The organism is Paenibacillus sp. EB106-05-06-XG162, from assembly GCF_058791655.1.
The window spans coordinates 25,822-52,413 of the sequence record NZ_JBYTDT010000026.1 but is presented as its reverse complement, the minus strand read 5'-3'; the positions used below and the strand labels follow the sequence as shown (position 1 = coordinate 52,413).

The 26,592-nt window shown below is 45.2% G+C and carries 26 protein-coding genes and 2 other annotated features; of the genes, 25 read left to right on the top strand and 1 reads right to left on the bottom strand.

The window, feature by feature from the left end; translation table 11 throughout:
* Nucleotides 1-31: 31 nt before the first annotated feature.
* Nucleotides 32-778 carry a CDP-diacylglycerol--serine O-phosphatidyltransferase gene (pssA, locus tag AC3WU2_RS29480; RefSeq protein WP_018759739.1) on the top strand — a complete coding sequence of 249 codons (747 nt, stop codon included), beginning with the start codon at nucleotides 32-34 and terminating at the stop codon, nucleotides 776-778.
* An 81-nt stretch (nucleotides 779-859) separates the two neighbouring features.
* On the opposite strand, the gene AC3WU2_RS29475 is transcribed toward pssA, so the two are convergent.
* Nucleotides 860-1,249 carry a nucleoside triphosphate pyrophosphohydrolase family protein gene (locus tag AC3WU2_RS29475; protein WP_018759738.1) on the bottom strand — a complete coding sequence of 130 codons (390 nt, stop codon included), beginning with the start codon at nucleotides 1,247-1,249 and terminating at the stop codon, nucleotides 860-862.
* A 167-nt stretch (nucleotides 1,250-1,416) separates the two neighbouring features.
* Between AC3WU2_RS29475 and AC3WU2_RS29470 the strand changes: the two genes are divergently transcribed.
* The 24 genes from AC3WU2_RS29470 (at nucleotide 1,417) to fusA (ending at nucleotide 26,549) form a co-directional block, all read left to right on the top strand.
* A complete protein-coding gene (locus tag AC3WU2_RS29470; protein WP_492458408.1) occupies nucleotides 1,417-2,499 on the top strand; it encodes a PIN/TRAM domain-containing protein in 1,083 nt (360 codons plus the stop codon).
* A 117-nt stretch (nucleotides 2,500-2,616) separates the two neighbouring features.
* Nucleotides 2,617-3,315, top strand: a complete 699-nt coding sequence (gene ispD, locus AC3WU2_RS29465; protein ID WP_492458407.1) for a 2-C-methyl-D-erythritol 4-phosphate cytidylyltransferase — start codon at nucleotides 2,617-2,619, stop codon at nucleotides 3,313-3,315.
* Nucleotides 3,312-3,794, top strand: coding sequence for a 2-C-methyl-D-erythritol 2,4-cyclodiphosphate synthase (gene ispF / locus AC3WU2_RS29460; protein ID WP_379341701.1), 483 nt, complete (start codon nucleotides 3,312-3,314; stop codon nucleotides 3,792-3,794). The genes ispD and ispF overlap by 4 nt, the downstream gene beginning before the upstream one ends.
* 61 nt (nucleotides 3,795-3,855) lie before the next feature.
* Nucleotides 3,856-5,313, top strand: coding sequence for a glutamate--tRNA ligase (gene gltX / locus AC3WU2_RS29455; RefSeq protein ID WP_492458406.1), 1,458 nt, complete (start codon nucleotides 3,856-3,858; stop codon nucleotides 5,311-5,313).
* A gap of 266 nt (nucleotides 5,314-5,579) precedes the next feature.
* Nucleotides 5,580-5,824, top strand: a binding site (T-box leader).
* A gap of 57 nt (nucleotides 5,825-5,881) precedes the next feature.
* Nucleotides 5,882-6,538, top strand: a complete 657-nt coding sequence (gene cysE, locus AC3WU2_RS29450; RefSeq protein WP_492458405.1) for a serine O-acetyltransferase — start codon at nucleotides 5,882-5,884, stop codon at nucleotides 6,536-6,538.
* 3 nt (nucleotides 6,539-6,541) lie between these two features.
* The gene (cysS, locus tag AC3WU2_RS29445) at nucleotides 6,542-7,942 is read left to right on the top strand and encodes a cysteine--tRNA ligase (RefSeq protein ID WP_492458404.1); all 1,401 of its coding nucleotides are present in this window, start codon (nucleotides 6,542-6,544) and stop codon (nucleotides 7,940-7,942) included.
* A 13-nt stretch (nucleotides 7,943-7,955) separates the two neighbouring features.
* Entirely contained in the window at nucleotides 7,956-8,402 is a 447-nt protein-coding gene (locus AC3WU2_RS29440) for a Mini-ribonuclease 3 (RefSeq protein ID WP_492458403.1), read from the top strand.
* Nucleotides 8,403-8,422: 20 nt separating this feature from the next.
* Nucleotides 8,423-9,166: a 23S rRNA (guanosine(2251)-2'-O)-methyltransferase RlmB gene (rlmB, locus tag AC3WU2_RS29435; protein ID WP_379341711.1), complete on the top strand. Its 744-nt coding sequence runs from the start codon at nucleotides 8,423-8,425 to the stop codon at nucleotides 9,164-9,166.
* Nucleotides 9,167-9,169: 3 nt separating this feature from the next.
* The gene (locus AC3WU2_RS29430; RefSeq protein ID WP_018759729.1) at nucleotides 9,170-9,709 is read left to right on the top strand and encodes an NYN domain-containing protein; all 540 of its coding nucleotides are present in this window, start codon (nucleotides 9,170-9,172) and stop codon (nucleotides 9,707-9,709) included.
* Between the two features lie 169 nt (nucleotides 9,710-9,878).
* Complete coding sequence (gene sigH / locus AC3WU2_RS29425; RefSeq protein WP_018759728.1) at nucleotides 9,879-10,529, top strand: RNA polymerase sporulation sigma factor SigH; 651 nt, start codon at nucleotides 9,879-9,881, stop codon at nucleotides 10,527-10,529.
* Nucleotides 10,530-10,846: 317 nt separating this feature from the next.
* Nucleotides 10,847-10,996, top strand: a complete 150-nt coding sequence (rpmG, locus tag AC3WU2_RS29420) for a 50S ribosomal protein L33 (RefSeq protein WP_078502963.1) — start codon at nucleotides 10,847-10,849, stop codon at nucleotides 10,994-10,996.
* 57 nt (nucleotides 10,997-11,053) lie between these two features.
* Entirely contained in the window at nucleotides 11,054-11,224 is a 171-nt protein-coding gene (gene secE, locus AC3WU2_RS29415) for a preprotein translocase subunit SecE (RefSeq protein ID WP_379341768.1), read from the top strand.
* Between the two features lie 22 nt (nucleotides 11,225-11,246).
* Complete coding sequence (gene nusG / locus AC3WU2_RS29410; RefSeq protein ID WP_379341715.1) at nucleotides 11,247-11,780, top strand: transcription termination/antitermination protein NusG; 534 nt, start codon at nucleotides 11,247-11,249, stop codon at nucleotides 11,778-11,780.
* Nucleotides 11,781-11,846: 66 nt separating this feature from the next.
* Nucleotides 11,847-12,272: a 50S ribosomal protein L11 gene (rplK, locus tag AC3WU2_RS29405; RefSeq protein ID WP_018759725.1), complete on the top strand. Its 426-nt coding sequence runs from the start codon at nucleotides 11,847-11,849 to the stop codon at nucleotides 12,270-12,272.
* 159 nt (nucleotides 12,273-12,431) lie between these two features.
* Nucleotides 12,432-13,124 (top strand): 50S ribosomal protein L1, encoded by a 693-nt coding sequence (gene rplA / locus AC3WU2_RS29400; protein ID WP_314590972.1) that lies wholly within the window; start codon nucleotides 12,432-12,434, stop codon nucleotides 13,122-13,124.
* An 85-nt stretch (nucleotides 13,125-13,209) separates the two neighbouring features.
* Nucleotides 13,210-13,363 (top strand) — a sequence feature (ribosomal protein L10 leader region).
* Nucleotides 13,364-13,391: 28 nt separating this feature from the next.
* Nucleotides 13,392-13,895: a 50S ribosomal protein L10 gene (gene rplJ / locus AC3WU2_RS29395; protein ID WP_379341719.1), complete on the top strand. Its 504-nt coding sequence runs from the start codon at nucleotides 13,392-13,394 to the stop codon at nucleotides 13,893-13,895.
* Nucleotides 13,896-13,948: 53 nt separating this feature from the next.
* Entirely contained in the window at nucleotides 13,949-14,311 is a 363-nt protein-coding gene (gene rplL, locus AC3WU2_RS29390) for a 50S ribosomal protein L7/L12 (protein WP_492458402.1), read from the top strand.
* A 380-nt stretch (nucleotides 14,312-14,691) separates the two neighbouring features.
* A complete protein-coding gene (locus AC3WU2_RS29385; RefSeq protein ID WP_492458401.1) occupies nucleotides 14,692-15,300 on the top strand; it encodes a class I SAM-dependent methyltransferase in 609 nt (202 codons plus the stop codon).
* Between the two features lie 408 nt (nucleotides 15,301-15,708).
* Nucleotides 15,709-19,254: a DNA-directed RNA polymerase subunit beta gene (gene rpoB, locus AC3WU2_RS29380; protein ID WP_379341770.1), complete on the top strand. Its 3,546-nt coding sequence runs from the start codon at nucleotides 15,709-15,711 to the stop codon at nucleotides 19,252-19,254.
* Between the two features lie 51 nt (nucleotides 19,255-19,305).
* On the top strand, nucleotides 19,306-22,941 hold the full coding sequence (gene rpoC / locus AC3WU2_RS29375; protein ID WP_492458400.1) for a DNA-directed RNA polymerase subunit beta': 3,636 nt from the start codon (nucleotides 19,306-19,308) through the stop codon (nucleotides 22,939-22,941).
* Nucleotides 22,942-23,088: 147 nt separating this feature from the next.
* A complete protein-coding gene (locus tag AC3WU2_RS29370; RefSeq protein ID WP_492458399.1) occupies nucleotides 23,089-23,340 on the top strand; it encodes a ribosomal L7Ae/L30e/S12e/Gadd45 family protein in 252 nt (83 codons plus the stop codon).
* A gap of 129 nt (nucleotides 23,341-23,469) precedes the next feature.
* Nucleotides 23,470-23,889, top strand: a complete 420-nt coding sequence (gene rpsL / locus AC3WU2_RS29365; protein ID WP_018759716.1) for a 30S ribosomal protein S12 — start codon at nucleotides 23,470-23,472, stop codon at nucleotides 23,887-23,889.
* 50 nt (nucleotides 23,890-23,939) lie between these two features.
* Nucleotides 23,940-24,410: a 30S ribosomal protein S7 gene (gene rpsG / locus AC3WU2_RS29360; protein WP_018759715.1), complete on the top strand. Its 471-nt coding sequence runs from the start codon at nucleotides 23,940-23,942 to the stop codon at nucleotides 24,408-24,410.
* 69 nt (nucleotides 24,411-24,479) lie between these two features.
* Nucleotides 24,480-26,549 carry an elongation factor G gene (gene fusA, locus AC3WU2_RS29355; RefSeq protein ID WP_492458398.1) on the top strand — a complete coding sequence of 690 codons (2,070 nt, stop codon included), beginning with the start codon at nucleotides 24,480-24,482 and terminating at the stop codon, nucleotides 26,547-26,549.
* Nucleotides 26,550-26,592 lie beyond the last annotated feature (43 nt).

The following is a 26,592-nucleotide window of genomic DNA, read 5'->3' as shown; positions in this document are numbered from 1 at the left end:
CACTGGGGCATAGTAAATATGAGGTGAGTCTATGATAACAAAATCGATTCCGAACTTGTTTACGATTAGTAACTTGGTTCTCGGAATTATTTCCATCATATTAGTCTTTAACGGTGAGAATGATTATGCCGCTATTATGGTGATTATTGCTATGCTAATGGATGGGCTTGACGGCCATTTCGCTCGTGCACTCAATGTGCAGAGTGATTTCGGGAAAGAGCTTGATTCCCTGTCTGATGTAATATCTTTTGGTGTAGCTCCAGCTTTTATTATGTATGTGACTGCGTTTACGCATTTGAACCCGTTGCTCGCATGGTCGGTAACGGCAATATTTCCGATTTGTGGTGCACTACGTCTTGCAAGGTTTAACGTTATATCGGGTACGCCAGGCTATTTCATCGGGCTTCCGATTCCGGCAGCGGGTGGCGTTCTATGTACATTAGCGTTGTTCCATGCAGATCTTGCTACACCTTATCTTGTGATTAGTTCGTTATTGCTGTCGTATCTGATGGTTAGCCGTGTGAAATATCCGAACTTCAAGAAGGTTGGAATCCCTAAGAAGGCACTCTGGATCGCTCCGATCGTTATTATTATAGCTTTATTTCTTGCCCTTAGGTTCCCGGCACAGACGCCGAAATTGATTCTTATCCCGCTCGCATTCTATGCGTTGTATGGCTTAAAAAAAAACGTTGAGTTGGTATTCACCAAGCGACGTAAAAACAAGCGTGCAGCCTCCAAGGCAGAAGAGGCTTCGCGTTCTGATCAACTAAATAGCTGATTTACTCAAATAAAAAGCATTTATTTCGTTCTCCAAGGAGATCTGAAATAAATGCTTTTTTTTTATATCAGTCTGATGGGACTACGATAAATTGAAAAATCCGAGCGTGGAGCATTTCTTGGACTCACTCTGTACGACATCATTCATTTTCACATCAAGTAAGTTACATAATGCCGACATGTAGAATAAGTTCCTACCGAGTTCGGCGGTAACCACTTCTCTGCAATTCTCGCAGAGTTGGCCGTTCAAATGGCTTGAAAGCTGATGATTGGTCTGCGTTATTTCCTCCGGATAAGATTGCTTGCTTGCATTCAGTTCGATACATCCGCATTCCGTAACCGCTTTCACGACAGAACGATTAACCGATGCGTTGGACTGGCCATATTTCGAGAGAACATCCAAGAGACTGCGGTGACGTAGTAACAATTCGGAGACCTGCTCCTGAAACGCTTGTAAAGTCGACTCACTCATGTGTATACACCTCGATTTATTAGTATTCTTGATTACAATCTTAAATGTCGAATCCGAATTTAACTCAATTATAAGTGAATGAATTACCAGTTATCAATGAAAAAAGTTCTATCTGTAAAGATTAGCTTGGATGAATTTGGACCATAATTGTAAAGGAGGTGAATCTTATGTTAAAAAAAGGAATACAAACCCTATGGTTGTTGTTAGGGGCTTGGGTTGGATTTGTGGTGTACTCACTCGCAGGAATCCAGACGACAGATTGGCTGCAATCGTTGTTCGGTGATGCAAGTGCACTGGTTGGAACTGTGTTATTTATGGGTATCAGTATGACGGTATTTTTGGTCTTATTTTCACTAGGTGGGGATTCGGTCTTGAGCCGGGTTCGGACTGGACTTGATAAGGTAACAAGCCTTCCTTTTGAACACGTATTTGCTGCATTTCTTGGACTTGTTGGTGGATTAGGTGTGGCTTACCTGTTAGAGCCGATCGTAGAATCGCTTGGTAATGTAATGAGCATTGTTCTGACATTGGCCTGTGGTGCTGCAGGGTTATGGCTAGGACTGCAACGGAGAGAAGAGCTTGTAGCAATTATCACCCGAGGAAGAGGCGGCAGTGGAGAAAGTCGGCCTGATCGTGGGAATGAGGAACATAAGATTCTGGATACCAGCGTCATTATTGACGGACGGATTGCAGACATTTGCAAGACAGGCTTTATTGAGGGCACCATTGTTATCCCAGAATTCGTACTCGAGGAACTTCAGCATATCGCCGATTCGTCGGACCTGTTGAAGCGGAATCGGGGGCGTAGAGGGCTGGATATTCTGAACAAAATTCAGAAAGAGCTTGAAGTAAAAGTGCTGATCTACGAAGGCGATTTTGATGAAATCTCCGAGGTGGATAGCAAGCTTGTGAAGCTGGCCAAAGTTCTCCAGGGTAAAGTGGTTACGAATGATTTCAATTTGAACAAAGTGTGTGAACTGCAAGGGGTATCCGTACTTAATATTAATGATTTGGCTAACGCTGTGAAGCCGGTTGTATTGCCTGGTGAAGAAATTATCGTTCAAGTGATCAAAGATGGTAAGGAGCACGGTCAAGGCGTAGCTTACTTAGATGATGGCACGATGATCGTTGTCGAGGGTGGACGAGAGTATATAGGGACGACGATGGAAGTGCTCGTGACAAGTGTGCTGCAGACTTCTGCAGGCCGGATGATCTTCGCAAAGCCGAAATTGTTGGAAAAAGCCCAATAATATACCTCACAAAGTTAGGATTTGGCTTCGAACCTGGTTAAAAAAAGGGTTGTTGATCGCATGTGTCGAATCTATAAGGTAGATCAAACTATGCGAGATAGCAAGGCAGGGATATACATGAACAATCGAGTTGGCGCAGTCATCGTCGCTGCGGGGAAAGGTTCAAGGATGGGGACACCGGAGAGCAAGCAATATTTGCTGCTGGAAGGGAAACCGATTCTTGTCCATACGCTGCTGCAATTCGAACAGATGACACTGATCGATGAGATTGTACTCGTCGTCGGCGCGCAGGATGTTGAACGTTGTACAGAGTGGATTAAGACCTATGGTCTTCAGAAAATAACAAAAATCGTCGCAGGTGGAGCGGAGCGTCAATTTTCGGTCTATCAAGGGCTGCTCGCTCTGAATGCCGATTGGGTCTTTATCCATGATGGGGTTCGTCCTTTTGTGACGGAGGAGCGGGTTCGCGCTTGTTATGAGGCAGCGGTGCGTCATGGGGCAGCCGTCCTTGCTGTACAGGTGAAGGATACGATCAAACAGGTGAATGAAGCAGGTCGAATCGAACATACGCCAGACCGCCGCAGCTTGTGGGCTATCCAGACCCCACAGGCTTTTCGCTATGCGGTTGTGGTTAGAGCGCATGAAGAGGCGCAGCGGGAGCAGTTCGTCGGGACCGATGATTCTATGTTGGTCGAGCGACTAGGATTGCCCGTGTATGTCGTTGAAGGGGATTATACGAATATCAAAATTACGACGCCAGACGACCTGGTATCGGCAGAGTTCTGGTTACAGCAAATGAGGGAGGAACAGCAATGATTCGAGTTGGACAAGGCTTTGATGTACATCAACTGGTAGAGGGAAGACCGTGCATTATCGGGGGGATTACGATTCCATATGAGAAAGGGCTTCTAGGGCATTCAGATGCGGATGTGCTGCTTCATGCCATTAGTGATGCCATTCTTGGCGCACTCGGTCTTGGGGATATTGGCAAGCATTTTCCGGATACAGATGAACGGTTCAAGGATGCCGATAGCGTGAAGCTGCTGGAGGAAATCTGGGTGATGGCCAAAGATGCTGGGTATGGACTGGGTAATCTAGACTGCACGATTATTGCGCAGAAGCCGAAGATGCTTCCTTATATCCCGCAAATGCAGGAACGGATTGCTCAGGTGCTGGAAGCGGATGTAACGAAAATCAATGTGAAGGCAACGACGACAGAACAGCTTGGCTTTACGGGGCGCGGCGAAGGAATTGCAGCCCAGTCGGTTGTCTGCCTCATTCAGAATGTGCTATGATTAAGGGTATTTAAAGGCGATGCAGTCGCAATTCTCCGCATGGAAAAGGAGCTAGAGTCCTATGACACAAGAAGTTCGTGTACGTTATGCGCCAAGCCCGACGGGACATTTACATATCGGTAATGCAAGAACGGCGCTATTCAACTATTTGTTCGCACGTCATCATAATGGAAAATTCATTATTCGTATTGAAGACACGGATCTCAAACGGAATATTGAGGGTGGGGAAGAAAGCCAGTTAACCTACCTAAAATGGCTTGGAATCACTTGGGATGAGAGTATTGATGTTGGCGGAGAGTACGGTCCATACCGTCAGACGGAACGTCTTGATATTTATAATCAATATGCCCAGCAGCTGATCGATGGTGGATTTGCATATAAATGTTATTGTACGGAAGAAGAGCTGGAGCAAGAGCGTGAAGAGCAGACAGCTCGCGGAGAAATGCCGCGTTACTCAGGTCGTCATCGGGATTTAACGGATGAACAACGCGCTGCGTTCGAAGCAGAGGGCCGTGTACCGAGCATCCGCTTCCGTGTACCTGAAGGTAGAACCTTTAGCTTCGATGATATGGTCAAAGGTTCGATTTCATTCGAATCCGATGTGTCCGGTGATTTCGTAATTGTGAAGAAAGATGGAATTGCAACATACAATTTCGCTGTTGTTATCGATGATTATCTGATGAAAATTTCACATGTATTGCGCGGAGAGGATCATGTCTCCAATACGCCTCGCCAGTTGATGATCTATGATGCACTTGGCTGGGAACCGCCGATATTTGGTCATATGACATTAATTGTGAATGAGCATCATAAGAAATTAAGCAAGCGTGATGAATCGATCATTCAATTTATCGAACAATATGATCAATTGGGTTACTTGCCGGAAGCGTTATTTAACTTCATCGCACTACTCGGCTGGTCACCTAAAGGCGAAGATGAGATCTTCTCACGTGAGCAATTTATTGAAATCTTTGATGCAGGTCGCTTGTCGAAGAGTCCAGCGGTGTTCGATACGAACAAATTAAGCTGGTTAAATAATCACTATATTAAGAATGCAGAGCCAGCGCGCATCGCTGCGATAGCAATTCCTCATCTACAAAAAGCAGGATTGTTGCCGGCGACGTTGTCCGAGGCAGAACAAGCTTGGGCGAATTCGCTCGTTGCGTTATACCAAGAGCAAATGCGCGCTGCTTCCGATATCGTTGATCTGTCTGCGTTATTCTTCCAAGATGAGATTCAAATGGATGAAGAAGGAGCAGCAGTTCTTGCGGAAGAGCAAGTGCCAGCTGTACTTACGGCATTCCTTGGCAAAGCGGAAGCTTTAACGGAGTTCACGGCAGATTCGCTTAAGACTGCGATCAAGGAAGTGCAGAAAGAAACGGGCACGAAAGGCAAACAATTGTTCATGCCGATTCGTGTGGCGTTAACGGGACAGACGCATGGCCGCGATCTCAACGAGACGATTGCACTTCTCGGACAAAATAAAGTCGTTGCAAGACTTCGTGCATTTTTGGTATAAGACGAGATCCCTCAATTAACAGATTTTCGTCTCTTGTCAGAGTGGCATGTGTTGGATATAATTACAATCAACATCAATCCAATAATTATGTGAATTCAAAAAGTTTGCTTTTCAGCACCGAGAAGGTTGTGTGAACCTGAAGAAGGAAGAACGGAGTTTAGGCAAAACCTAAATGAGTACTGGACTTCGAGGGTGAACGCAAGATTCGATGTCGGATTCGCTTTATGAAATACATCGTGATCAAAAGAAGACTTTTTGAATAACCTCTAAAAGCTATGAGCAGGAAAAGTAAGCTTATATTGTAGGATTTCAGAGAGGGCAATCAAGGCTGTGAGTTGCCTAATCCTATGAAGCTGAAGATGCACCTGGGAGCTGTATTCCCGATCTGCTGTGCAGGGTAGGGGGTATCGTGTCGTCCGCGTTAAGGACGCTAAAGTGAAGCACTTAAGATGATCATGTAGCATCATCTTAGTGCTTAAGCAGAGTGGGACCGCGTTTGTACGTCTCTGCAGCAAGATACCTTGCTGTAGGGGCGTTTTCTATTTTGAGGGGATAGAAGGGGATCAGCATGTTTCAGAGAATGAGGTCGGATATTCAGACGGTGTTTGAGAACGACCCGGCGGCAAGAAGCAAGTTTGAAGTGGTCTTTACTTACTCAGGGTTGCATGCCATTTGGGCGCATCGATTGGCGAATTGGTTATTTAGACACCGGTGGTATAGTGTTGCGCGCGTCATTTCGCAGACGAGTCGATTTTTTACAGGGATCGAGATTCATCCCGGTGCTACACTCGGAGATCGGCTGTTTATTGACCATGGTATGGGGGTCGTCATTGGAGAGACATGTGAGATTGGCAACAATGTGGTGATCTATCAAGGCGTTACACTTGGGGGAACCGGGAAAGAAAAAGGCAAACGTCATCCAACGATCGGCAATAATGTGGTTATTGCGTCAGGAGCGAAAGTCCTCGGATCTTTTCGTGTAGGAGACAATGCGATGATCGGCGCCAATTCGGTCGTGCTTAATGAAGTACCGCCAAACAGCACGGTTGTCGGGATTCCTGGACGTATCGTGAAACAGGATGGGAAGCGGCTCGATCGCTTAAGCCATAATCAAGTATCGGACCCGATTATTGATCAATTCAGACAGATGCAAGAACAAGTCGATCGACTGAAGAAGGAACTCAGCATCGTACAGGAACAACAACAAACGAAAGAGGGCGTGTAAAACATGGCGTTGCACATCTACAACACGATGAATCGAACGAAGGAGCTTTTTGAACCGCTTGAAGCGGGGAAGGTCCGTATGTACACATGCGGTCCTACGGTATATGATTACATTCATGTCGGGAATGCGCGTCCGGTTATTTTCTTCGATGTTGTTCGCCGTTATTTAGAAACGATTGGCTATGAAGTGAATTATGTAACGAATTTTACGGATGTGGATGATAAATTAATTCGTAAAGCAGAACAGTTGGGAACGACTGTGCCAGAAGTGGCAGAGCGTTATATCCAAGCATTCAATGAAGATATTGAAGGCCTTGGTGTGCGCCCGGCAACGATGAACCCGCGCGTAACGGAGAATATTGCAGAGATTGTGGAGTTCATCCAAAAGCTCGTCGATCAGGATTTTGCTTATGCAAGCCAAGGCGATGTCTATTTCCGTACGCAGAAGTTCAAGGACTATGGCAAGCTGTCTCACCAGAATATTGAAGAGCTGCAGTTCGGGATCCGGATTGAGGTTGATGAGCGTAAAGAGAATGCTGAGGACTTCGTCCTTTGGAAAGGCGCCAAACCAGGCGAGATCTATTGGAACAGCCCATGGGGCAACGGACGTCCAGGCTGGCATATCGAGTGTTCAGCAATGGTAAAACGCTATTTGGGGGATACTCTGGATATCCATGGTGGCGGTCAAGATTTGCAGTTCCCGCATCATGAGTGTGAGATTGCACAGTCGGAATCCGTAACCGGCAAATCACTCGCGAACTATTGGATGCATAACGGCTATATCAATATCGATAATGAAAAAATGTCCAAATCACTCGGTAACGGCATTTCGGTCGTCGAGCTTCGTAAAAAATATAAAGCGTCTGTACTGCGGTACTTCATGCTCTCAGGCCACTATCGGAATCCGCTTAATTTCACGGAAGAAGTGATGGCACAAGCAGAGAACAGTGTATCGCGTATTGAGAATGCATATGCGAATTTACAGCACCGCCTACGGTCCGCTGTTGATCCGGGGGAGGCAAGCGAGGAGCTTACCGAGCGGCTTAGCCACATCCGTGAGCAATTCCATGCCAAAATGGATGACGACTTTAATACAGCGGATGCGATTACAGCGTGGTTTGACCTTGTGAGCGAGACGAATCTGGTTTTACAGCGGGCTATCGTGAAAGCCGGCGAATTACAAGCGATTGCGGCGCTGTTCGATCATTTCAATGACGTATTGGGCCTTGTTGAGAACAAGTCGGAAGAACTACTGGATGAAGAGATCGAGAATCTGATTGCGGAGCGGGTTGACGCGCGTAAATCAAAAAATTGGGCGCGTGCGGATGAAATTCGTGACCTCCTAGCCGAGCAGAACATCGTGCTGGAAGATACCCCGCAAGGGATGCGTTGGCGCCGTAAATGAGAGCAGGTGAAGCATGAATTCGAATGAAGAGAAAGAAGCGGACTATTGGTTCAGTTATCCGCCAGCGAAGAAACCGCAGTTGATGAATCCAATCGTACTCGCTTACATCGGCGATGCGATCTATGAGGTCGCGATTCGGCAATATTTAATTTCACAGCCGAATCAGCGGCCGCATCATTTGCACCGGCAGGCAACGCAGTTTGTATCTGCAAAAGCACAGTGCAAATTTCTTGGGGTATGGATGCCGCTGTTAACGGAAGAAGAACAAGATGTTGTGCGTCAGGGACGTAATGCAAAGTCAGGAAGTGTTCCGAAGAATGCGGATGTTCTGGAGTATAGGCATGCGACGGCGTTTGAATGTCTCGTTGGATTTTTGTATTACAACAAACAAATGGATCGGCTGCAATATTTAATTGGACTCGCGATTGAACAGTCACAGCAAGAGAATCCAAAGACATAAAAGCTCGGGAGGCTATCACAATGGAAGAGTTTATTGCCGGGAAGCATTCAGTTATGGAGGCGCTTCGCTCCGGTCGCACAATCAATAAAATATGGATCGCAGATAACGCTCAGAAGCATCTTACGCTGCCGATCCTAGCTGAAGCGAAAAATGCAAAAGTTGTCGTCCAAAATGCGGACAAACGTAAATTGGATCAAATGGTACCGGACGTGCAGCATCAAGGTGTTGTTGCACAAGTGGCAGCTTATGAATATGTAGAGGTTGAGGATATTCTAGCAGCTGCGCAGGAGCGGGGAGAAATGCCTTTTATTCTCATCTTGGATGAGATCGAAGATCCGCATAACCTCGGGTCTATCTTGCGTACGGCCGATTGCACGGGAGTACACGGTGTTATCATTCCGAAACGCCGCTCTGTCGGACTAACTGCAACAGTATCCAAGACATCTGCAGGTGCAGTGGAGTACGTACCTGTTGCGCGGGTGACGAATCTTGCACAGACCATTGATCAGTTGAAGAAGGATGGCGTCTGGGTTATTGGAACGGATGTCGAAGCACAGCAAGAGCTGTTCGACGCGAATCATTTCAATATGCCGATTGCGGTCATCATTGGGAATGAAAGCAAAGGTATGGGGCGTCTGTTAAAGGATAAATGCGATTTTCTCATCAAATTGCCTATGGCTGGACAGATTAATTCCTTGAATGCTTCTGTTGCTGCAGGTGTGTTTATGTACGAGGTTGTGAGACAGCGCAAGCAGCAAGGCTAGACCATGGGGAAGAAGCGAACACCGGACTTGCGGGATGTGATGCTCGTCGACGGTTACAATATGATCGGCTCCTGGCCGGAGCTGGTCACTTTGTCGCGTATCAGTTTGCAAGAAGCAAGGGATCATCTGTTGAATCGATTGGCAGACTATCAAGCTTTTTCTGGAAGACGTGTGATCGTTGTCTTTGATGCTTACCGCGTTCCTGGACTTGGCGGAGTATTCGCTCAGAATCAAATTTCCGTTCATTTCACAAAAGAGAAAGAAACAGCCGATGAATGTATAGAACGCTTCGTGCATGAACTGACACATCGACGGAGACAGATTTATGTTGCCACTTCGGATTCTGTGGAGCAGCATGTCGCTTTTGGCCAGGGTGCCTTAAGAGTGTCTGCAAGAGAGCTATTGATCGAAATTGAGCATAGCAAACGCGAAGTTAAGACGTTTATTGAACGAGACCAACCAAGTAACAAGAGAAATCCATTAGAGAGCAAGATGAGTGCAGATATCCTATCGAAGTTGGAACAAATGCGGCGAGGGAAATGACATTCTTTAATTAGTAAAATAATGAAATAATTGGGTATAAAAGTGATATTTTACTAAGTGTAATAGAATTTGGATGACCTTGGTTGACGGTGTAGGTTACATAATATATACTGGAGTCTATACTTTAATGAGAGTTTCGTGCTGACGTTGCTGGGCGGAGGGATAGTTGGTGAGTGTCGACCTCAAAGATTTAAAAATGTTCGATTATGACATCAGAGCAGACGAAGATATCGTTGATGCCGTCCGCGAAGGCGACAGTGATGCACTGGAGTACTTGATTAACAAGTACCGTAATTTTGTGCGCGCCAAAGCCCGCTCTTATTTTCTAATTGGTGCTGATAGAGAAGATATTATCCAAGAAGGTATGATAGGTTTATATAAATCGATTCGTGATTTTAAAGGGGACAAGTTCTCCTCATTCAAAGCGTTTGCTGAGCTCTGCATCACGAGGCAGATTATCACGGCAATCAAGACGGCGACGCGGCAGAAGCATATTCCACTTAATTCATATGTTTCACTCGATAAGCCTATTTATGATGAAGATTCGGATCGCACGTTGATGGATGTCATTTGTGGCTCGAGAGTATCGGATCCGGAAGAATTGATTATTAATCAAGAGGAATTCGTTGGTCTTGAGGACAAGATGTCTGAGATCTTGAGTGATCTGGAGCGTAAAGTATTAATGCTGTATTTGGATGGCCGTTCTTATCAAGAGATAGCAGTGGATCTCAAGCGGCATGTGAAGTCGATCGATAATGCACTTCAGCGTGTGAAGCGCAAGTTGGAACGTTATTTAGAAGATCGTGACTTGGGATTGTAGACGGAAGGAGACTCGGGAGAGTCTTTTTTTATTTTGTGGGGCAAGAGAGAATGGACACGATGTATTTATTGGTAAATAGAGTGCGATAATCTATATACAAAAGATACATACTCGTTGATATATCAATAAAATCGACATAGAGGTTTATCTTTCCTAGGGCTGACCGATACTATAATTAATCGAGAGAAGCTCTGCCCTTCGTTGACATGGGTTCCCCTGTATGATAAAGTGTTTTAGGTAGCCCTAAATATGCGTACGTTTTTTTAGGATGAATATAGACATATCTACTCATAGAATGTCTTCGGGAGGTGCACATCATGCGGGTAATTATAACGTTGGCTTGTACGAATTGTAAGCAAAGAAACTACACGACCAGCAAAAACAAGCGAAATCACCCCGACCGCATGGAGATGAAGAAATTTTGCAAGTATTGCAACGAGCAGACTTCTCATCGCGAAACAAGATAGTTTTTTGGAGGTGTCGTCGTGTCTTTCGTAGGTAGTGTAAAACGCAGCTTTGGTTCTATGTTTTCCTACATCTCAGAAAGTTGGGCTGAGCTTAAAAAGGTTCGCTGGCCTAGTCGTAAAGAGTTGACGAGCTATACGATTGTTGTACTATTCACAATCGTTGTTGTCACTGTTTACTTCTGGGTTCTGGACATCGGAATTTCTTCGTTGGTCGAAGCGATAATTTAAGAAGGGTCCCAGGTGGCTAGATATGGAGAAAAGATGGTACGTCGTTCATACCTACTCTGGGTATGAAAACAAGGTGAAAGCCAATTTAGAGAAGCGCGTCGAATCGATGGACATGAAGGACAAGATTTTCCGTGTTCTTGTTCCTATGGAAGAAGAAGTGGTGAACAAAGACGGTAAGAAAAAGACTGTCATGCGTAAAGTTTACCCCGGTTATGTCTTGGTTGAAATGATCCAAACAGATGATTCTTGGTATGTTGTTCGCAATACGCCAGGTGTTACTGGATTCGTAGGTTCTACCGGATCTGGTTCCAAACCAACAGCTTTGTTGCCTGAAGAAGTGGAACAAATTCTGAAGCACATGGGTATGGAAGAGCCAAAACCGAAAATCGAATTCGATTTGAAGGAATCCGTGCGTATCAAAGTAGGTCCTTTTGCGAATTTTGTTGGATCGGTAGAAGAAATTATTACCGAGAAAAGTAAGTTGAAAGTTCACGTCAACATGTTTGGGCGAGAAACCCCATTGGAGCTGGATTACACTCAAGTGGAGAAGATTTAATGATCCGGTTTCTTGTGGGAGGGAATCATCCCGTCTACCACATTTTAGAGCAAGGAGGTTTTTCACATGGCTAAAAAGGTAATTAAAATGGTGAAACTGCAAGTTCCTGCAGGGAAAGCGAATCCAGCACCACCGATCGGTCCAGCTTTGGGTCAAGCGGGTGTTAATATTATGGCTTTCTGTAAAGAGTTCAATGCTCGTACAGCAGATCAAGCAGGTCTAATTATTCCTGTTGAGATCACTGTGTTTGAGGATCGTTCCTTTACATTTATCACTAAAACTCCACCAGCTGCAGTATTGCTTCGCGTTGCTGCTAAGATCGAAAAAGGATCTGGCGAACCGAACAAGAAGAAAGTTGCTACAGTTAAACGTGCGACTGTTCGTGAAATTGCAGAGCAAAAAATGCCTGACTTGAACGCTGCATCTGTTGAAGCTGCAATGCGTATGGTTGAAGGTACTGCTCGCAGTATGGGAATCACAATCGCTGACTAATCCTGAGGGATCTGTAAGCATAAGTCCTACATCGTAGGCATTTCACGACTTGCTTCGCAAGCGTGTATCTCGACCAACTTCGTTGGCGAGTTCGTGATCAACTTCGTTGACACGTAAGTGGGAGGATTTTCCGCTAAAACCACAAAGGAGGAGAAACAAATGGCTAAACACGGTAAAAAATACCTAGAAGCTGCTAAGCTTATTGATAGCGAAGCAACTTACGAGTCTTTTGAAGCGATCGAGCTTGTTAAAAAGACTGCGACTGCAAAATTCGACGAGTCTGTTGAAGTTGCTGTTCGTTTGGGTGTAGACCCACGTAAACAAGACCAAGCAGTTCGCGGTGTTGTTGTCCTTCCTCACGGAACAGGTAAAACAAAACGCGTTCTTGTATTTGCAAAAGGTGACAAAGCGAAAGAGGCAGAAGCTGCTGGCGCGGATTTCGTTGGTGATGCTGACATGATCAACAAAATTCAACAAGGCTGGTTCGACTTTGATGTCTGCGTAGCTACACCTGATATGATGAGTGAAGTTGGTAAATTGGGTCGTCTACTTGGTGGTAAAGGCCTAATGCCAAACCCGAAAGCAGGAACTGTTACTTTCAACGTTGCCCAAGCGGTCCAAGAGATCAAAGCGGGTAAAATTGAGTACCGTCTTGATAAAGCGGGTCAAATTCACGCTCCAATCGGTAAAGTATCTTTCGATGCTGAGAAATTAAACGAGAACTTGAAATCGTTGATCGATGCATTGAATCGTGCGAAACCGGCTGCAGCAAAAGGCGTATACTTGAAGAACATCTCTGTATCTTCGACTATGGGTCCTGGTGCTCGCGTAAACACAGCTTCTTACAGATAAGATCTTTCCAGTCATGGTAAGTGATGGGAAATGATGAAGTGGCATTGACTTTTGGGATATGCCATGATAATCTGTAAAAGTTGTTTGAAGTTGAATATGTTGACCGTAGACAGTAGGTGCTACTAAGCTTAATTTCCTACCGAGGTGTTATGATAAAGTCTTGTAGTGAAATTGCTATGCAAATTCAGTTACAGTCATCATGCCTTCGTAGTTTCTACGGAGGCTTTTTTAATGCTTCGTGTAGATTTAATATAGGAGGTGTACAGATTGGCAAACGCAAAAGTTATCCAAGCTAAACAAGAAGCTGTTGAAGTTGTAACTGCGAAACTTCGCGAGAGTGCGAGTACGGTTGTTGCAGATTACCGCGGATTGAACGTTGCTCAAGTAACTGAGCTTCGTAAACAACTTCGTGAAGCTGGTATTGAATTCCAAGTTTTGAAGAACTCTTTGGTACGTCGTGCGACGGCTGAAGCTAATTTGTCGGAATTGAATGAAGTATTAACAGGCCCTACAGCGATCGCTTTCAGTACAGAAGATGCTGTTGCTCCTGCGAAAATTCTTAATAATTTCGCTAAGAAAAACGATGCTCTTAAAATTAAGGGTGGCGTAGTTGAAGGTCAAGTGGTTGGCGTAGAAGCGATCAAAGCTCTTGCTGAACTTCCTTCACGCGAAGGCTTGCTCTCCATGTTGCTTAGCGTCCTTCAAGCTCCTGTGCGTAACTTCGCACTTGCAGTTAAAGCTGTTGCTGAGAAACAAGAAGAAACTGCTTAATCAAACGATGCAGATTGCATCCTAAAACTATAATATTAATTGGAGGTTCTACCATGAGTAAAGAACAAATCTTAGAAGCAATTAAAGGTATGAATGTTTTGGAATTGAACGATCTTGTTAAAGCAATCGAAGAAGAATTCGGCGTAACAGCTGCTGCTCCTGTAGCAGTTATGGCTGGCGGCGGTGCTGCTGAAGCTGCTGAACAAACTGAGTTTGACGTAATTTTGACAAGCGCTGGTGCTTCCAAAATCAACGTAATCAAAGTAGTTCGTGAAGTTACAGGCCTTGGCTTGAAAGAAGCTAAAGATCTTGTTGACAACGCACCAAAACCACTTAAAGAAAAAGTTGGCAAAGAAGAAGCAGAAGCAGTTAAAGCTAAGCTTGAAGAAGCTGGCGCAGCAATCGAAGTTAAGTAATTTCGGTTTAGATAAGAAGAAGCCTTCCTGGCAACAGGGAGGCTTCTTTTGCGTAGATAGGAAGGATCTTTGTACCTCTTTGGTGTCATCCCCCTAAGTCCCCCTTTGTAAGGGGGATTCCGAGGGCTCGCCCTCTGGACACCCGAAAGTTTGTCGAATGAGCTAGAGATGTGGGGAGAAGTTACTGATGTGCTATTGAGCGCTTTCGCCCTACGGGCACGCTTCGACTTTTGGCGCAGGAAAAAGGGGCAATAAACTTGTGTTATACGACGTTTATTGGACTAATAAAAAGACAAAAGAAATAGCCTGACCATAGAACATTTGAGTTAGGGGGCGTTTATTGTATAATACAAAACAGGAAAAGAACAGGAGGACGGATAATGTCAGAGCATTATTACTCGAACAAGCCCTCTGTGGCTCACCAACGCAATACGATTGAAGAAACTTTACGCGGTAAGAAGCTTCGTTTTGTGACGGATGCAGGTGTATTTTCAAAGGGCGGGGTGGATTACGGAAGTAAGGTTCTAATTGATATGATGGAGATCCCCGAACAAGCGAAGGTTCTTGATGTAGGATGTGGATACGGACCGATCGGGTTCTCTGCTGCACTTATGGCGCCGCAAGGGCATGTAACTATGCTTGATGTGAATGAGAGAGCGGTTGAGCTCGCGAAAGAGAATGCCAGAGCGAATGGGATACATAACGTGACGATTGAGCAGAGTGATCTGTTTGAGAAGGTAGTAGGTAAGACATTCGATGTGGTTCTTACGAATCCGCCGATACGTGCAGGAAAAGAGACGGTTCACCGTATTTTTACGGAAGCTTATGATCATTTGAATGCAGATGGTCAACTATGGATTGTGATTCAGAAGAAACAAGGTGCACCATCGGCGAGAGCGAAGCTGGAAGAGCTCTTCGGTGAGGATGAGGTTGAAGAGGTAGGCAAGGATAAGGGTTATCGTATTTTTAAGTCTACAAAGAGAGTTTAACTCTGGTATAAGAGAGGATAGAAATCTTGACTTGACTTTTCAGGTATGTTATTATTATAAAATGTCAGTATTAGGATGACCTAAATGTCTTTACTGCGTTAAAATGTCAAGCAAAATTTTTCGGTGCTAAATGCATAGAAATTTGGGATTTGACGTATAATGTTTACATTTTGGGTAAATCTACTGGATATGAAGGAAATGCATCAGAGACGAAAGGAACAATGCGAAATACGCTCTTTTTTCGAAAAGTACATTCGATAAGGGCTTTTCTTTATTTGTCCTTTTGAATCTTTTTCATGGGCTTTTGTAACTGCTAGCATGAAAATGCTGTATGGCAGGATTATAAAGGATAATGGGATGGATTCGCAATGAAATTTTTAGTGAGTAGACATGAGGGGTGAGTTAAAGTTGGCAGGACAACTTGTTCAGTATGGTCGACGCACTCGGAGGAGTTATGCACGCATTAACGAGGTGCTCGAGATTCCGAACCTGATTGAAATCCAACAAAAATCATACCAATGGTTTTTGGATGAAGGATTGCGTGAAATGTTCCAAGATATTTCGCCAATTCAGGATTTTACAGGTAACTTGGTTTTGGAATTTATCGATTACAATCTGGGTGAACCGAAATATTCCGTAGACGATTCGAAGGAGCGCGATGTAACTTATGCAGCTCCATTACGTGTCAAAGTACGGCTGATTAACAAAGAAACCGGTGAAGTGAAGGAACAAGAAGTTTTCATGGGCGATTTTCCGCTAATGACGGAGACCGGTACGTTTATTATTAACGGTGCAGAACGGGTAATTGTCAGCCAGTTGGTTCGCTCTCCTAGCGTCTATTTTAGCACTAAAGTGGATAAGAACGCGAAGAAAACATATACGGCGACAGTGATTCCTAACCGTGGTGCTTGGCTCGAACTTGAGACGGATGCGAAAGACATCATCTATGTTCGTATTGACCGCACGCGGAAGATTCCGGTAACTGTTTTACTCAGAGCTTTAGGCTTTGGTACAGATGCTGAGATTCTGGATTTGCTCGGTAATGATGAATATATTCGTAACACACTCGACAAAGATAACACCGACTCCACAGAGAAGGCGTTAATTGAGATCTACGAAAGATTGCGTCCAGGTGAGCCGCCTACGCTTGATAATGCGAAGAGCTTGCTGGTTGCGCGTTTCTTCGATCCGAAGCGCTATGATCTTGCGAATGTTGGTCGTTACAAAATTAATAAGAAGCTTCATATTAAGAATCGTCTATTCAACCAACGTTTGGCGGAGACATTAATTAGTCCGACAACGGGTGAGATTCTTGCAGAAGCAGGTCAAATGATTGACCGTCGTTTGCTAGATGAACTGATTCCTCACTTGGAGGAGAACGTGAATTACAAGACATACCATGTTGCGAATGGTGTGCTTGATGCAGATAGTATTCCTCTGCAAAGCGTGAATGTATTCTCGCCAGATGATGAGTCCCGAGTGATTAAGGTCATCTCGAACGCGATCATCGACAAATCGGTGAAGAACATTACGCCTGCGGATATCGTTGCTTCCATCAACTACTTCATTAACTTGTTGCATGGTATTGGCGACACGGATGATATCGACCATTTGGGTAACCGTCGTCTGCGTTCTGTGGGTGAATTGCTACAGAACCAGTTCCGTATTGGTCTTTCCCGTATGGAGCGTGTTGTTCGTGAGAGAATGTCCATCCAGGATGCCAATGTGATCACGCCGCAGGCGCTTATCAACATTCGACCTGTTATTGCATCGATTAAAGAGTTCTTCGGTAGCTCCCAGTTGTCCCAGTTCATGGACCAAACGAATCCACTTGCGGAATTGACGCACAAACGTCGTCTATCTGCACTCGGACCAGGTGGTTTGACACGGGAACGCGCTGGTTTCGAAGTTCGTGACGTACATCCATCGCATTATGGTCGTATGTGTCCGATCGAGACGCCAGAGGGACCGAACATCGGTTTGATCAACTCCTTGTCGACATTTGCCCGTATTAACGAATATGGCTTCATTGAAGCGCCATATCGTTGGGTAGATCCGAAGACGGGTAAAGTAACAGAACAGATCTCTTACTTAACAGCAGATGAAGAGTACAACTACGTTGTTGCGCAAGCGAATGCGAAGTTGAACGAAGATAATACATTTGCTGAAGAGAGTGTAATCGTTCGTTATAACAAACAGTCTGATAACATCTTGACGATGCCGATTGATCGCGTTGACTATATGGACGTATCGCCTAAACAGGTTGTGTCCGTAGCGACTGCGCTCATCCCGTTCCTTGAGAACGATGACTCCAACCGTGCGCTCATGGGATCGAACATGCAGCGGCAGGCTGTTCCATTGCTTATTCCAAAAGCCCCGCTTATTGGTACAGGCATGGAGCATAAGTCTGCGAAAGATTCCGGGGTATGTATCGTATCCAAACACGATGGAATCGTAGAACGTGTATCTGCGAACGAGATTCAAGTACGACGTGTTGAAGTGATCGATGGCAAAGAAGTTAAAGGTGACTTGATTAAGCATAAATTGCACAAATTCATGCGTTCGAACCAAGGGACTTGCATTAACCAACGTCCATTGGCTCGCAAAGGCGATGTCGTCAAGAAAGGCGATATCCTTGCAGATGGTCCTTCGACAGAGCAAGGTGAATTGGCACTTGGACGTAACGTAGTCGTTGCCTTCATGACTTGGGAAGGTTACAACTACGAGGATGCGATCCTCTTGAATGAGAAACTCGTTAAGGAAGATGTGTACACATCGATCCATATCGAGGAATACGAATCCGAAGCTCGTGATACGAAGCTTGGACCAGAAGAAATCACACGTGATATCCCGAACGTTGGGGAAGAAGCGCTTAAGAACTTGGATGAGCGTGGTATTATCCGTGTCGGTGCTGAGATTGGCGCAGGCGATATTCTTGTCGGTAAAGTAACACCTAAAGGGGTTACGGAGCTTACAGCAGAAGAACGTTTGTTACATGCCATCTTTGGTGAGAAAGCTCGTGAGGTTCGTGATACATCCCTTCGCGTACCGCATGGTACCGATGGTATCGTTGTTGACGTTAAAGTATTTACGCGTGAGAATGGCGATGAATTGCCACCAGGCGTGAATCAACTCGTACGTGCATACATCGCTCAGAAACGTAAGATCTCTGAGGGAGATAAAATGGCCGGACGTCACGGTAACAAAGGGGTTATCGCGCGTATCCTTCCAGAAGAGGATATGCCGTTCTTGCCAGATGGTACACCGGTTGAGGTTGTACTTAACCCACTAGGGGTTCCATCGCGTATGAATATCGGTCAGGTGCTTGAGGTTCACTTGGGTATGGCAGCGAAAGCGCTTGGTATCCACTGTGCAACGCCAGTATTTGATGGCGCGAATGAGAATGACGTATTTGATTCCATGGAAGAAGCCGGTATGCAACGTAACGGTAAGACGATCTTGTACGACGGTCGTACAGGGGATTGCTTCGAACGTGAAGTTACGGTCGGTGTCATGTATATGATCAAACTGGCGCACATGGTTGACGATAAAATCCATGCCCGCTCAACGGGTCCATACTCGCTTGTTACACAGCAGCCGCTGGGTGGTAAAGCACAGTTCGGTGGACAACGTTTCGGGGAGATGGAGGTTTGGGCGCTTGAGGCTTATGGCGCAGCTTACACGTTGCAAGAGATTCTTACCGTTAAGTCTGACGATATCGTCGGCCGCGTGAAGACGTACGAATCCATTGTTAAAGGTGAGAATGTTCCAGAACCAGGTGTTCCTGAATCGTTCAAAGTATTGATCAAAGAACTTCAAAGCTTAGGTATGGATGTGAAGATCCTAACTGAGAATGAAGAAGAGATCGAAATGAAAGAAATCGATGATGAAGACGACGTGACGAGCGATAAGCTAAATTTGAACCTTGAAGGTTCGGAGGCTGGCGTTGAGTAATTCATGGTATACAGCTAGGCCAAATAGTACAGGGTTAAGGAGGGTTGCTCCTTGTTGGACGTAAACAATTTTGAGTTTATGAAGATTGGATTAGCATCGCCAGATAAAATTCGGTCCTGGTCCCGCGGAGAAGTAAAAAAGCCGGAAACGATTAACTATCGTACCTTGAAGCCGGAAAAAGAAGGGCTGTTTTGTGAGAAAATTTTCGGCCCGACGAAAGACTGGGAGTGTCATTGCGGTAAATATAAACGGGTTCGCTATAAAGGCGTCGTTTGTGACCGTTGTGGTGTTGAAGTAACACGCGCGAAAGTGCGTCGTGAGCGTATGGGGCATATTGAGCTTGCTGCCCCTGTCTCCCACATCTGGTATTTCAAAGGGATTCCTAGCCGCATGGGCTTAGCGTTAGATATGTCCCCTCGTTCGCTTGAGGAAATTATCTATTTCGCATCTTATGTTGTAACGGATCCAGGAGATACACCGCTTGAGAAGAAACAACTTCTCTCCGAGAAAGAGTACCGCAGCTATCGTGAGAAATACGGCTACGGATTCCAAGCGGGCATGGGTGCTGAAGCTGTTAAAAAATTGCTTCAAGACATCGATGTGAACAAAGAATTAGAATTCCTGAAGGAAGAGCTTCGTACAGCACAAGGCCAACGTCGTAATCGTGCGATCAAACGTCTTGAAGTTATCGAAGCATTCCGTAACTCTGGGAACTTCCCAGATTGGATGATTCTTGATGTATTACCGGTTATTCCACCGGAACTTCGCCCAATGGTACAGCTTGATGGCGGACGTTTTGCGACATCCGACTTGAATGATTTGTATCGCCGCGTAATTAACCGGAATAATCGTTTGAAACGCCTTCTGGACCTTGGAGCACCTGACATTATCGTTCAGAACGAGAAGCGGATGCTGCAAGAAGCCGTTGACGCCTTGATCGATAACGGTCGTCGTGGTCGTCCAGTAACAGGTCCTGGTAACCGTCCATTAAAATCCCTTAGCCATATGCTAAAAGGTAAACAAGGACGTTTCCGTCAGAACTTGCTCGGTAAACGGGTTGACTATTCCGGTCGTTCCGTTATCGTCGTAGGTCCTAGCTTGAAAATGTATCAATGTGGTCTTCCAAAAGAAATGGCGCTTGAATTGTTCAAGCCATTTGTGATGAAAGAGCTCGTGAATAAAGGTCTTGCGCATAATATCAAGAGTGCGAAGCGCAAAGTGGAACGCGTAAGTGCGGAAGTATGGGATGTCCTCGAAGAGGTAATCAAAGAGCATCCAGTTCTTCTGAACCGTGCCCCGACGCTTCACAGACTAGGTATTCAGGCGTTCGAGCCAACGCTCGTAGAAGGCCGTGCAATTAAACTTCATCCGCTCGTATGTACGGCTTACAACGCTGACTTCGACGGTGACCAAATGGCGGTTCACGTTCCATTGTCTGCAGAAGCGCAAGCGGAAGCACGCATCTTGATGCTGGCATCCGGAAATATCTTGAACCCGAAAGATGGTAAGCCAGTTGTTACGCCGTCTCAGGATATGGTTCTCGGTAGTTTCTACTTGACGATGGATAATAAAGAAGCGAAGGGATCAGGTCTGATCTTTGCGAATGTGAACGAAGCAGTATCCGCATATCAACGTGGAACAGCTTCACTTCATGCACGTGTAGCGATCCCGGTTAAAGCTTTGAGTAAAACATCCTTTACAGATAAGCAACAAGAGGCGTTGATCGTAACGACTGTCGGACGGATTATCTTTAACGAGATCTTCCCAGCTGACTTCCCTTATATCAATGAACCTACGAAGACGAATCTGTTCTACGGCACTCCTGATCACTATTTCATTTATGAAAAAGGTGCAAATGTACTTGATATCATTAATGAAGTTCCGCAGACGGGCGCCGTTGGTAAAGATTACTTGGGTCAAATCATCGCAAGATGCTTTGAGACTTACCATACAACGAAGACATCCGTTATTCTGGATGCGATCAAGCAACTTGGCTTTACGTACTCCACGAAGGCTGGTATCAGTATCGCCGTTTCCGACGTTATCGTACCGCCAGAAAAAGTAGAATTACTGAAAGAATCTGACGAGAAAGTACGTGTTGTTACGAACCAGTATCGTCGTGGTCTGATCACAACAGAAGAGCGCTATGACCGTGTTATCGAGATCTGGAGTAAAACGAAAGATCAGCTGACAGATATCCTCATGAAATCGATGGATCGTTACAACTCCATCATGCTCATGGTTGATTCCAAAGCACGGGGTAACAAATCCCAGATTACGCAGCTCGGCGGAATGCGCGGTCTCATGGCCAATCCATCCGGTCGAATCATCGAGTTGCCGATCAAATCGAACTTCCGTGAAGGTCTTACGGTTTTGGAATACTTTATTTCAACGCATGGTGCGCGTAAAGGTTTGGCCGATACAGCACTTCGTACTGCCGATTCCGGTTACTTGACTCGTCGTCTCGTTGACGTAGCCCAAGATGTAATCATCCGCGAGGAAGATTGTGGAACGGATAAAGGCTTTACGGTTAGCCGTATTCAAGACGGTAAGGAAGTTATTGAGGATCTTTACGACCGTATTGAAGGACGTTACTCTTTCGAGACAGTTAAGCATCCAGAGACAGGTGAAGTCATTGTATACCGTAATGATCTAATCGATTCGGATAAAGCCGAATTATTGCTCAGTTCGGGTGCATTGATGAAATCGGATGGCATGGAAAGACTTCAAATTCGTTCCGTTCTTAGCTGCCGTGCACGTCACGGCATTTGTAAGAAATGTTACGGACGTAACCTTGCGACAGGTAAACACGTTGAGATTGGGGAAGCGGTTGGTATTATCGCAGCTCAATCCATCGGGGAGCCAGGAACGCAACTTACGATGCGTACGTTCCATACCGGGGGCGTTGCCGGAGACGATATTACACAAGGTTTGCCGCGTATTCAAGAGCTTTTTGAAGCACGGAATCCGAAAGGGCAAGCCATTATTACCGAAATCGATGGTGTCGTTAAAGAAATTCGCGAGACCAAAGATCGTCGTGAAATCGAAGTTCAAGGTGAAGCAGAGACGAAAGTCTACTCTGTCACTTATGGATCACGTATTCGCGTCTATGAAGGTAAAGCAATTGAAGCTGGGGATGAACTTACAGACGGTTCCATCGATCCGAAGGAAATGCTTCGTATCAAAGGTATCCGTGGGGTTCAGAACTATATTCTCCAAGAAGTACAACGCGTATATCGTAACCAAGGGGTAGAAATTAACGATAAGCACGTTGAGGTTATGATCAAGCAAATGCTTCGTAAAATCCGTATTATTGATGCGGGTGAGACGACGCTCTTGCCAGGTTCCTTCGTAGATATTCATGAATATGAAGCTGCGAATAAGGAAGCAATCCTTTCGGATAAAGAGCCTGCAGTAGCGAAACCGGTATTGCTAGGTATTACCAAAGCATCGCTTGAGACAGATTCCTTCTTGTCCGCAGCATCCTTCCAAGAAACAACACGTGTTCTTACGGATGCAGCGATCAAAGGTAAAGTCGATAAGTTGCTTGGCTTGAAAGAGAATGTAATCATCGGTAAACTGATCCCTGCAGGTACAGGTATGAACCGTTACCGCAGCGTGAAGTTTGTTGAGCCGGAAGCAGAAGAGACAACAGAAGCAGCGTTAGAAACCGTAACTGTTGAATAATTAAACAGGATGCAAGGAATGCAATGGTTTGGAAATCTGCGAACATCGCATTTCTTGCATCTTTTTTCTTGACAATAGTATTTCTAGGTGATAATATATCGTAGTGTGCCTGAGAGATTGTCACCTGTTCTTTTGGAGGATGAGTTTATGTCTAATGAAAAAGGACTACAGGAAGAGAATATCCGTGTTGGCACGAAACAAACAATTCGAATGGTAGAATTGGGTCAAGCGGTAGAAGTATATATAGCGCAAGATGCCGATTCGAGAATTACATCCAAGGTTATTACGTTATGTGAGGACAAGGGTGTGAAGATTACCTACGTGGACACGATGAAGAATCTCGGCAAGGCTTGCGGGATTGATGTTGGTGCAGCGATGGTTGCCATTGTAAATGATTAGTTAAACCGATGTTTTTGTGATGCGAAAGTATTGCAAAGACTTTTCATTTGTCTTTTAATGAACCACCTGGGTCTGTGGACTTATGTTGAAGGTTTATGAAGGTTAAAAATATGGGAAGGGGGTGGCAACATGCCAACAATTAACCAGCTAGTTCGTAAAGGACGTCAAGCGAAAATCACTAAGTCGAAATCCCCAGCACTTCAAAAAGGATTTAACGCACTTAAGCGTGAAGAGACTGATTTGAGCGCTCCACAAAAACGTGGTGTTTGTACTCGTGTAGGTACAATGACTCCGAAAAAACCGAACTCCGCGCTTCGTAAATATGCCCGTGTTCGTTTGACGAACCGTGTAGAAGTTACAGCTTATATCGGAGGTATCGGACACAACTTGCAAGAGCACAGTGTCGTATTAGTACGTGGTGGACGGGTAAAAGACCTTCCAGGGGTACGTTACCATATCGTTCGCGGTGCATTGGATACTGCAGGTGTGAATAACCGTATGCAAGCTCGTTCGAAATACGGTACAAAACGTCCAAAAGCTAAAAAATAATTTACATTACGTAAATTGCTAAATTGATTATTTGGGAAAGGGGGATTACAATGCCACGCAAAGGTCCAGTTACAAAAAGAGACGTGTTGCCAGATCCGGTGTATAACAGCAAATTGGTTACTCGCTTGATCAACCGCATCATGCTTGATGGTAAAAGAGGCGTTGCCCAAACAATTCTTTACGATGCGTTCAAGTTGATCCAAGAACGTTCCGGTAAAGATCCTATGGAAGTGTTTGAAGCAGCGATCAAAAATATTATGCCAGTTCTTGAGGTTAAAGCTCGTCGTGTTGGTGGTGCGAACTATCAAGTGCCGATCGAAGTTAAACCTGAGAGACGTACAGCTTTAGGCTTACGTTGGCTCGTGAACTACTCCCGCAATCGCGGTGAGAAAACAATGGAAGAGCGTCTAGCAGCTGAAATTCTAGATGCATCCAACAACACAGGTGCTTCCGTTAAGAAACGTGAAGACACTCACAAAATGGCGGAAGCTAACAAAGCATTCGCTCACTACCGTTGGTAGAATCAAAATAGCGTGGGTACTTTCGTGCCCGCGCCACTATAAATTGAGATTTTGAAGGGAGACCGTTCAATGGCAAGAGAGTTCTCCTTAGCTAATACCCGCAATATCGGGATCATGGCGCATATTGATGCTGGTAAGACTACTACGACTGAGCGCATTTTGTTCTATACAGGCCGTACGCACAAAATCGGTGAAGTTCACGAAGGTGCTGCGACAATGGACTGGATGGAGCAAGAGCAAGAGCGCGGAATTACGATTACTTCCGCTGCTACTACTGCTGCTTGGAAGGGTAACCGCGTTAATATCATTGATACTCCGGGTCACGTTGACTTCACTGTTGAAGTAGAACGTTCCCTTCGCGTATTAGATGGGGCAGTTGGTGTTTTCAGTGCTAAAGAAGGCGTTGAGCCTCAGTCCGAGACAGTTTGGAGACAAGCTGACCGTTATGGTGTTCCGCGTATTGCTTATGTCAATAAAATGGACATCATCGGTGCGGACTACTTAAATGTTATCCAAACAATGAAAGATCGTCTTCAAGCGAATGCGGTTGCTATCCAGCTTCCAATTGGCGCAGAAAATGACTTCATTGGTATTATCGATATCGTTGAGAACGTAGCTCATATGTTCAAAGACGATCTTGGTAAAGATATCGATATCGTTGAAGTTCCTGCTGAGTTCAAAGACAAAGTAGAAGAACTACGCAATGAATTGATCGAGAAAGTTGCTGAGCTTGACGAAGAATTAACAATGAAATACCTTGAAGGTGAAGAAATCACAGTTCCTGAGCTAAAAGCAGCGCTTCGCAAAGGTGTATGTGATGTTAAAATCTTCCCGGTAATCGCTGGTTCTTCGTACAAAAATAAAGGTGTTCAATTAATGTTGGATGCTGTTATTGATTACTTGCCAGCTCCGATCGACGTTCCTGCGATCAATGGTCACCTAGAAGATGGAACTGAAGAAGTTCGTCATTCTTCGGATGAAGAGCCGTTCTCAGCTCTTGCATTCAAAATCATGACAGATCCTTACGTTGGTAAGTTGACTTTCTTCCGCGTATACTCTGGTGTTCTTAACTCCGGATCTTACGTATTGAATGCAACAAAAGGCAAACGTGAGCGTATCGGCCGTATCCTTCAAATGCATGCGAATAGCCGTCAAGAAATTGATGTTGTATATTCGGGTGATATCGCAGCTGCGGTAGGTTTGAAAGATACAGGTACAGGTGATACACTTTGTGATGAGAAAGCACCGATTATCTTGGAGTCCATGAACTTCCCTGATCCGGTAATTCAAATCGCAGTAGAACCTAAAACAAAAGCTGACCAAGACAAAATGGGTGTTGCACTTGGTAAATTGACGGAGGAAGATCCGACATTACGCGCACACACAGATGAAGAAACTGGTCAGACAATCTTAGCAGGTATGGGTGAGCTTCACCTTGATATCATCGTTGACCGTATGCGTCGCGAGTTCAAAGTGGAGACAAACGTAGGTAAACCTCAGGTTGCTTACCGTGAAACATTCAAAACTGCAGCTAAGGTTGAAGGTAAGTTTGTACGTCAGTCTGGTGGTCGCGGTCAATACGGTCACGTATGGGTCGAGTTCGAACCACAAGAAGCTGGTGCAGGCTCCAAGTTCGAAAGTAAAGTTGTTGGTGGATCGGTTCCTCGTGAATACATTGCACCAGCACTTGCAGGTATCGAAGAAGCGATGAAAAACGGCGTACTCGCTGGATTCCCGCTTGTTGATGTTAAAGCTACTGTCTTTGACGGATCTTATCATGACGTTGACTCCAATGAGATGGCGTTTAAGATTGCAGGTTCCATGGCGCTTAAAGCGGCGAAAGAAAAATGTAACCCTGTACTTCTTGAGCCAATCATGAAAGTTGAAGTTACAGTTCCTGAAGAGTACATGGGCGACGTTATGGGTATGTTGAACTCCCGTCGTGGTCGTATCGAAGGTATGGATTCCCGTGGTGGAGCTCAAATTATCCGTGCTAAGGTACCTCTTGCTGAGATGTTCGGTTACTCCACAACTCTTCGTTCCGGTACACAAGGACGCGGCGTGTTCGCAATGGAACTTTCTCATTATGAAGAAGTACCACGCAGCATCGCTGAAGAGATCGTATCGAAAAAAGGCTAATGTTTGTTTACTAACCGCATAGGTGGAGGATACGTCTGAACCC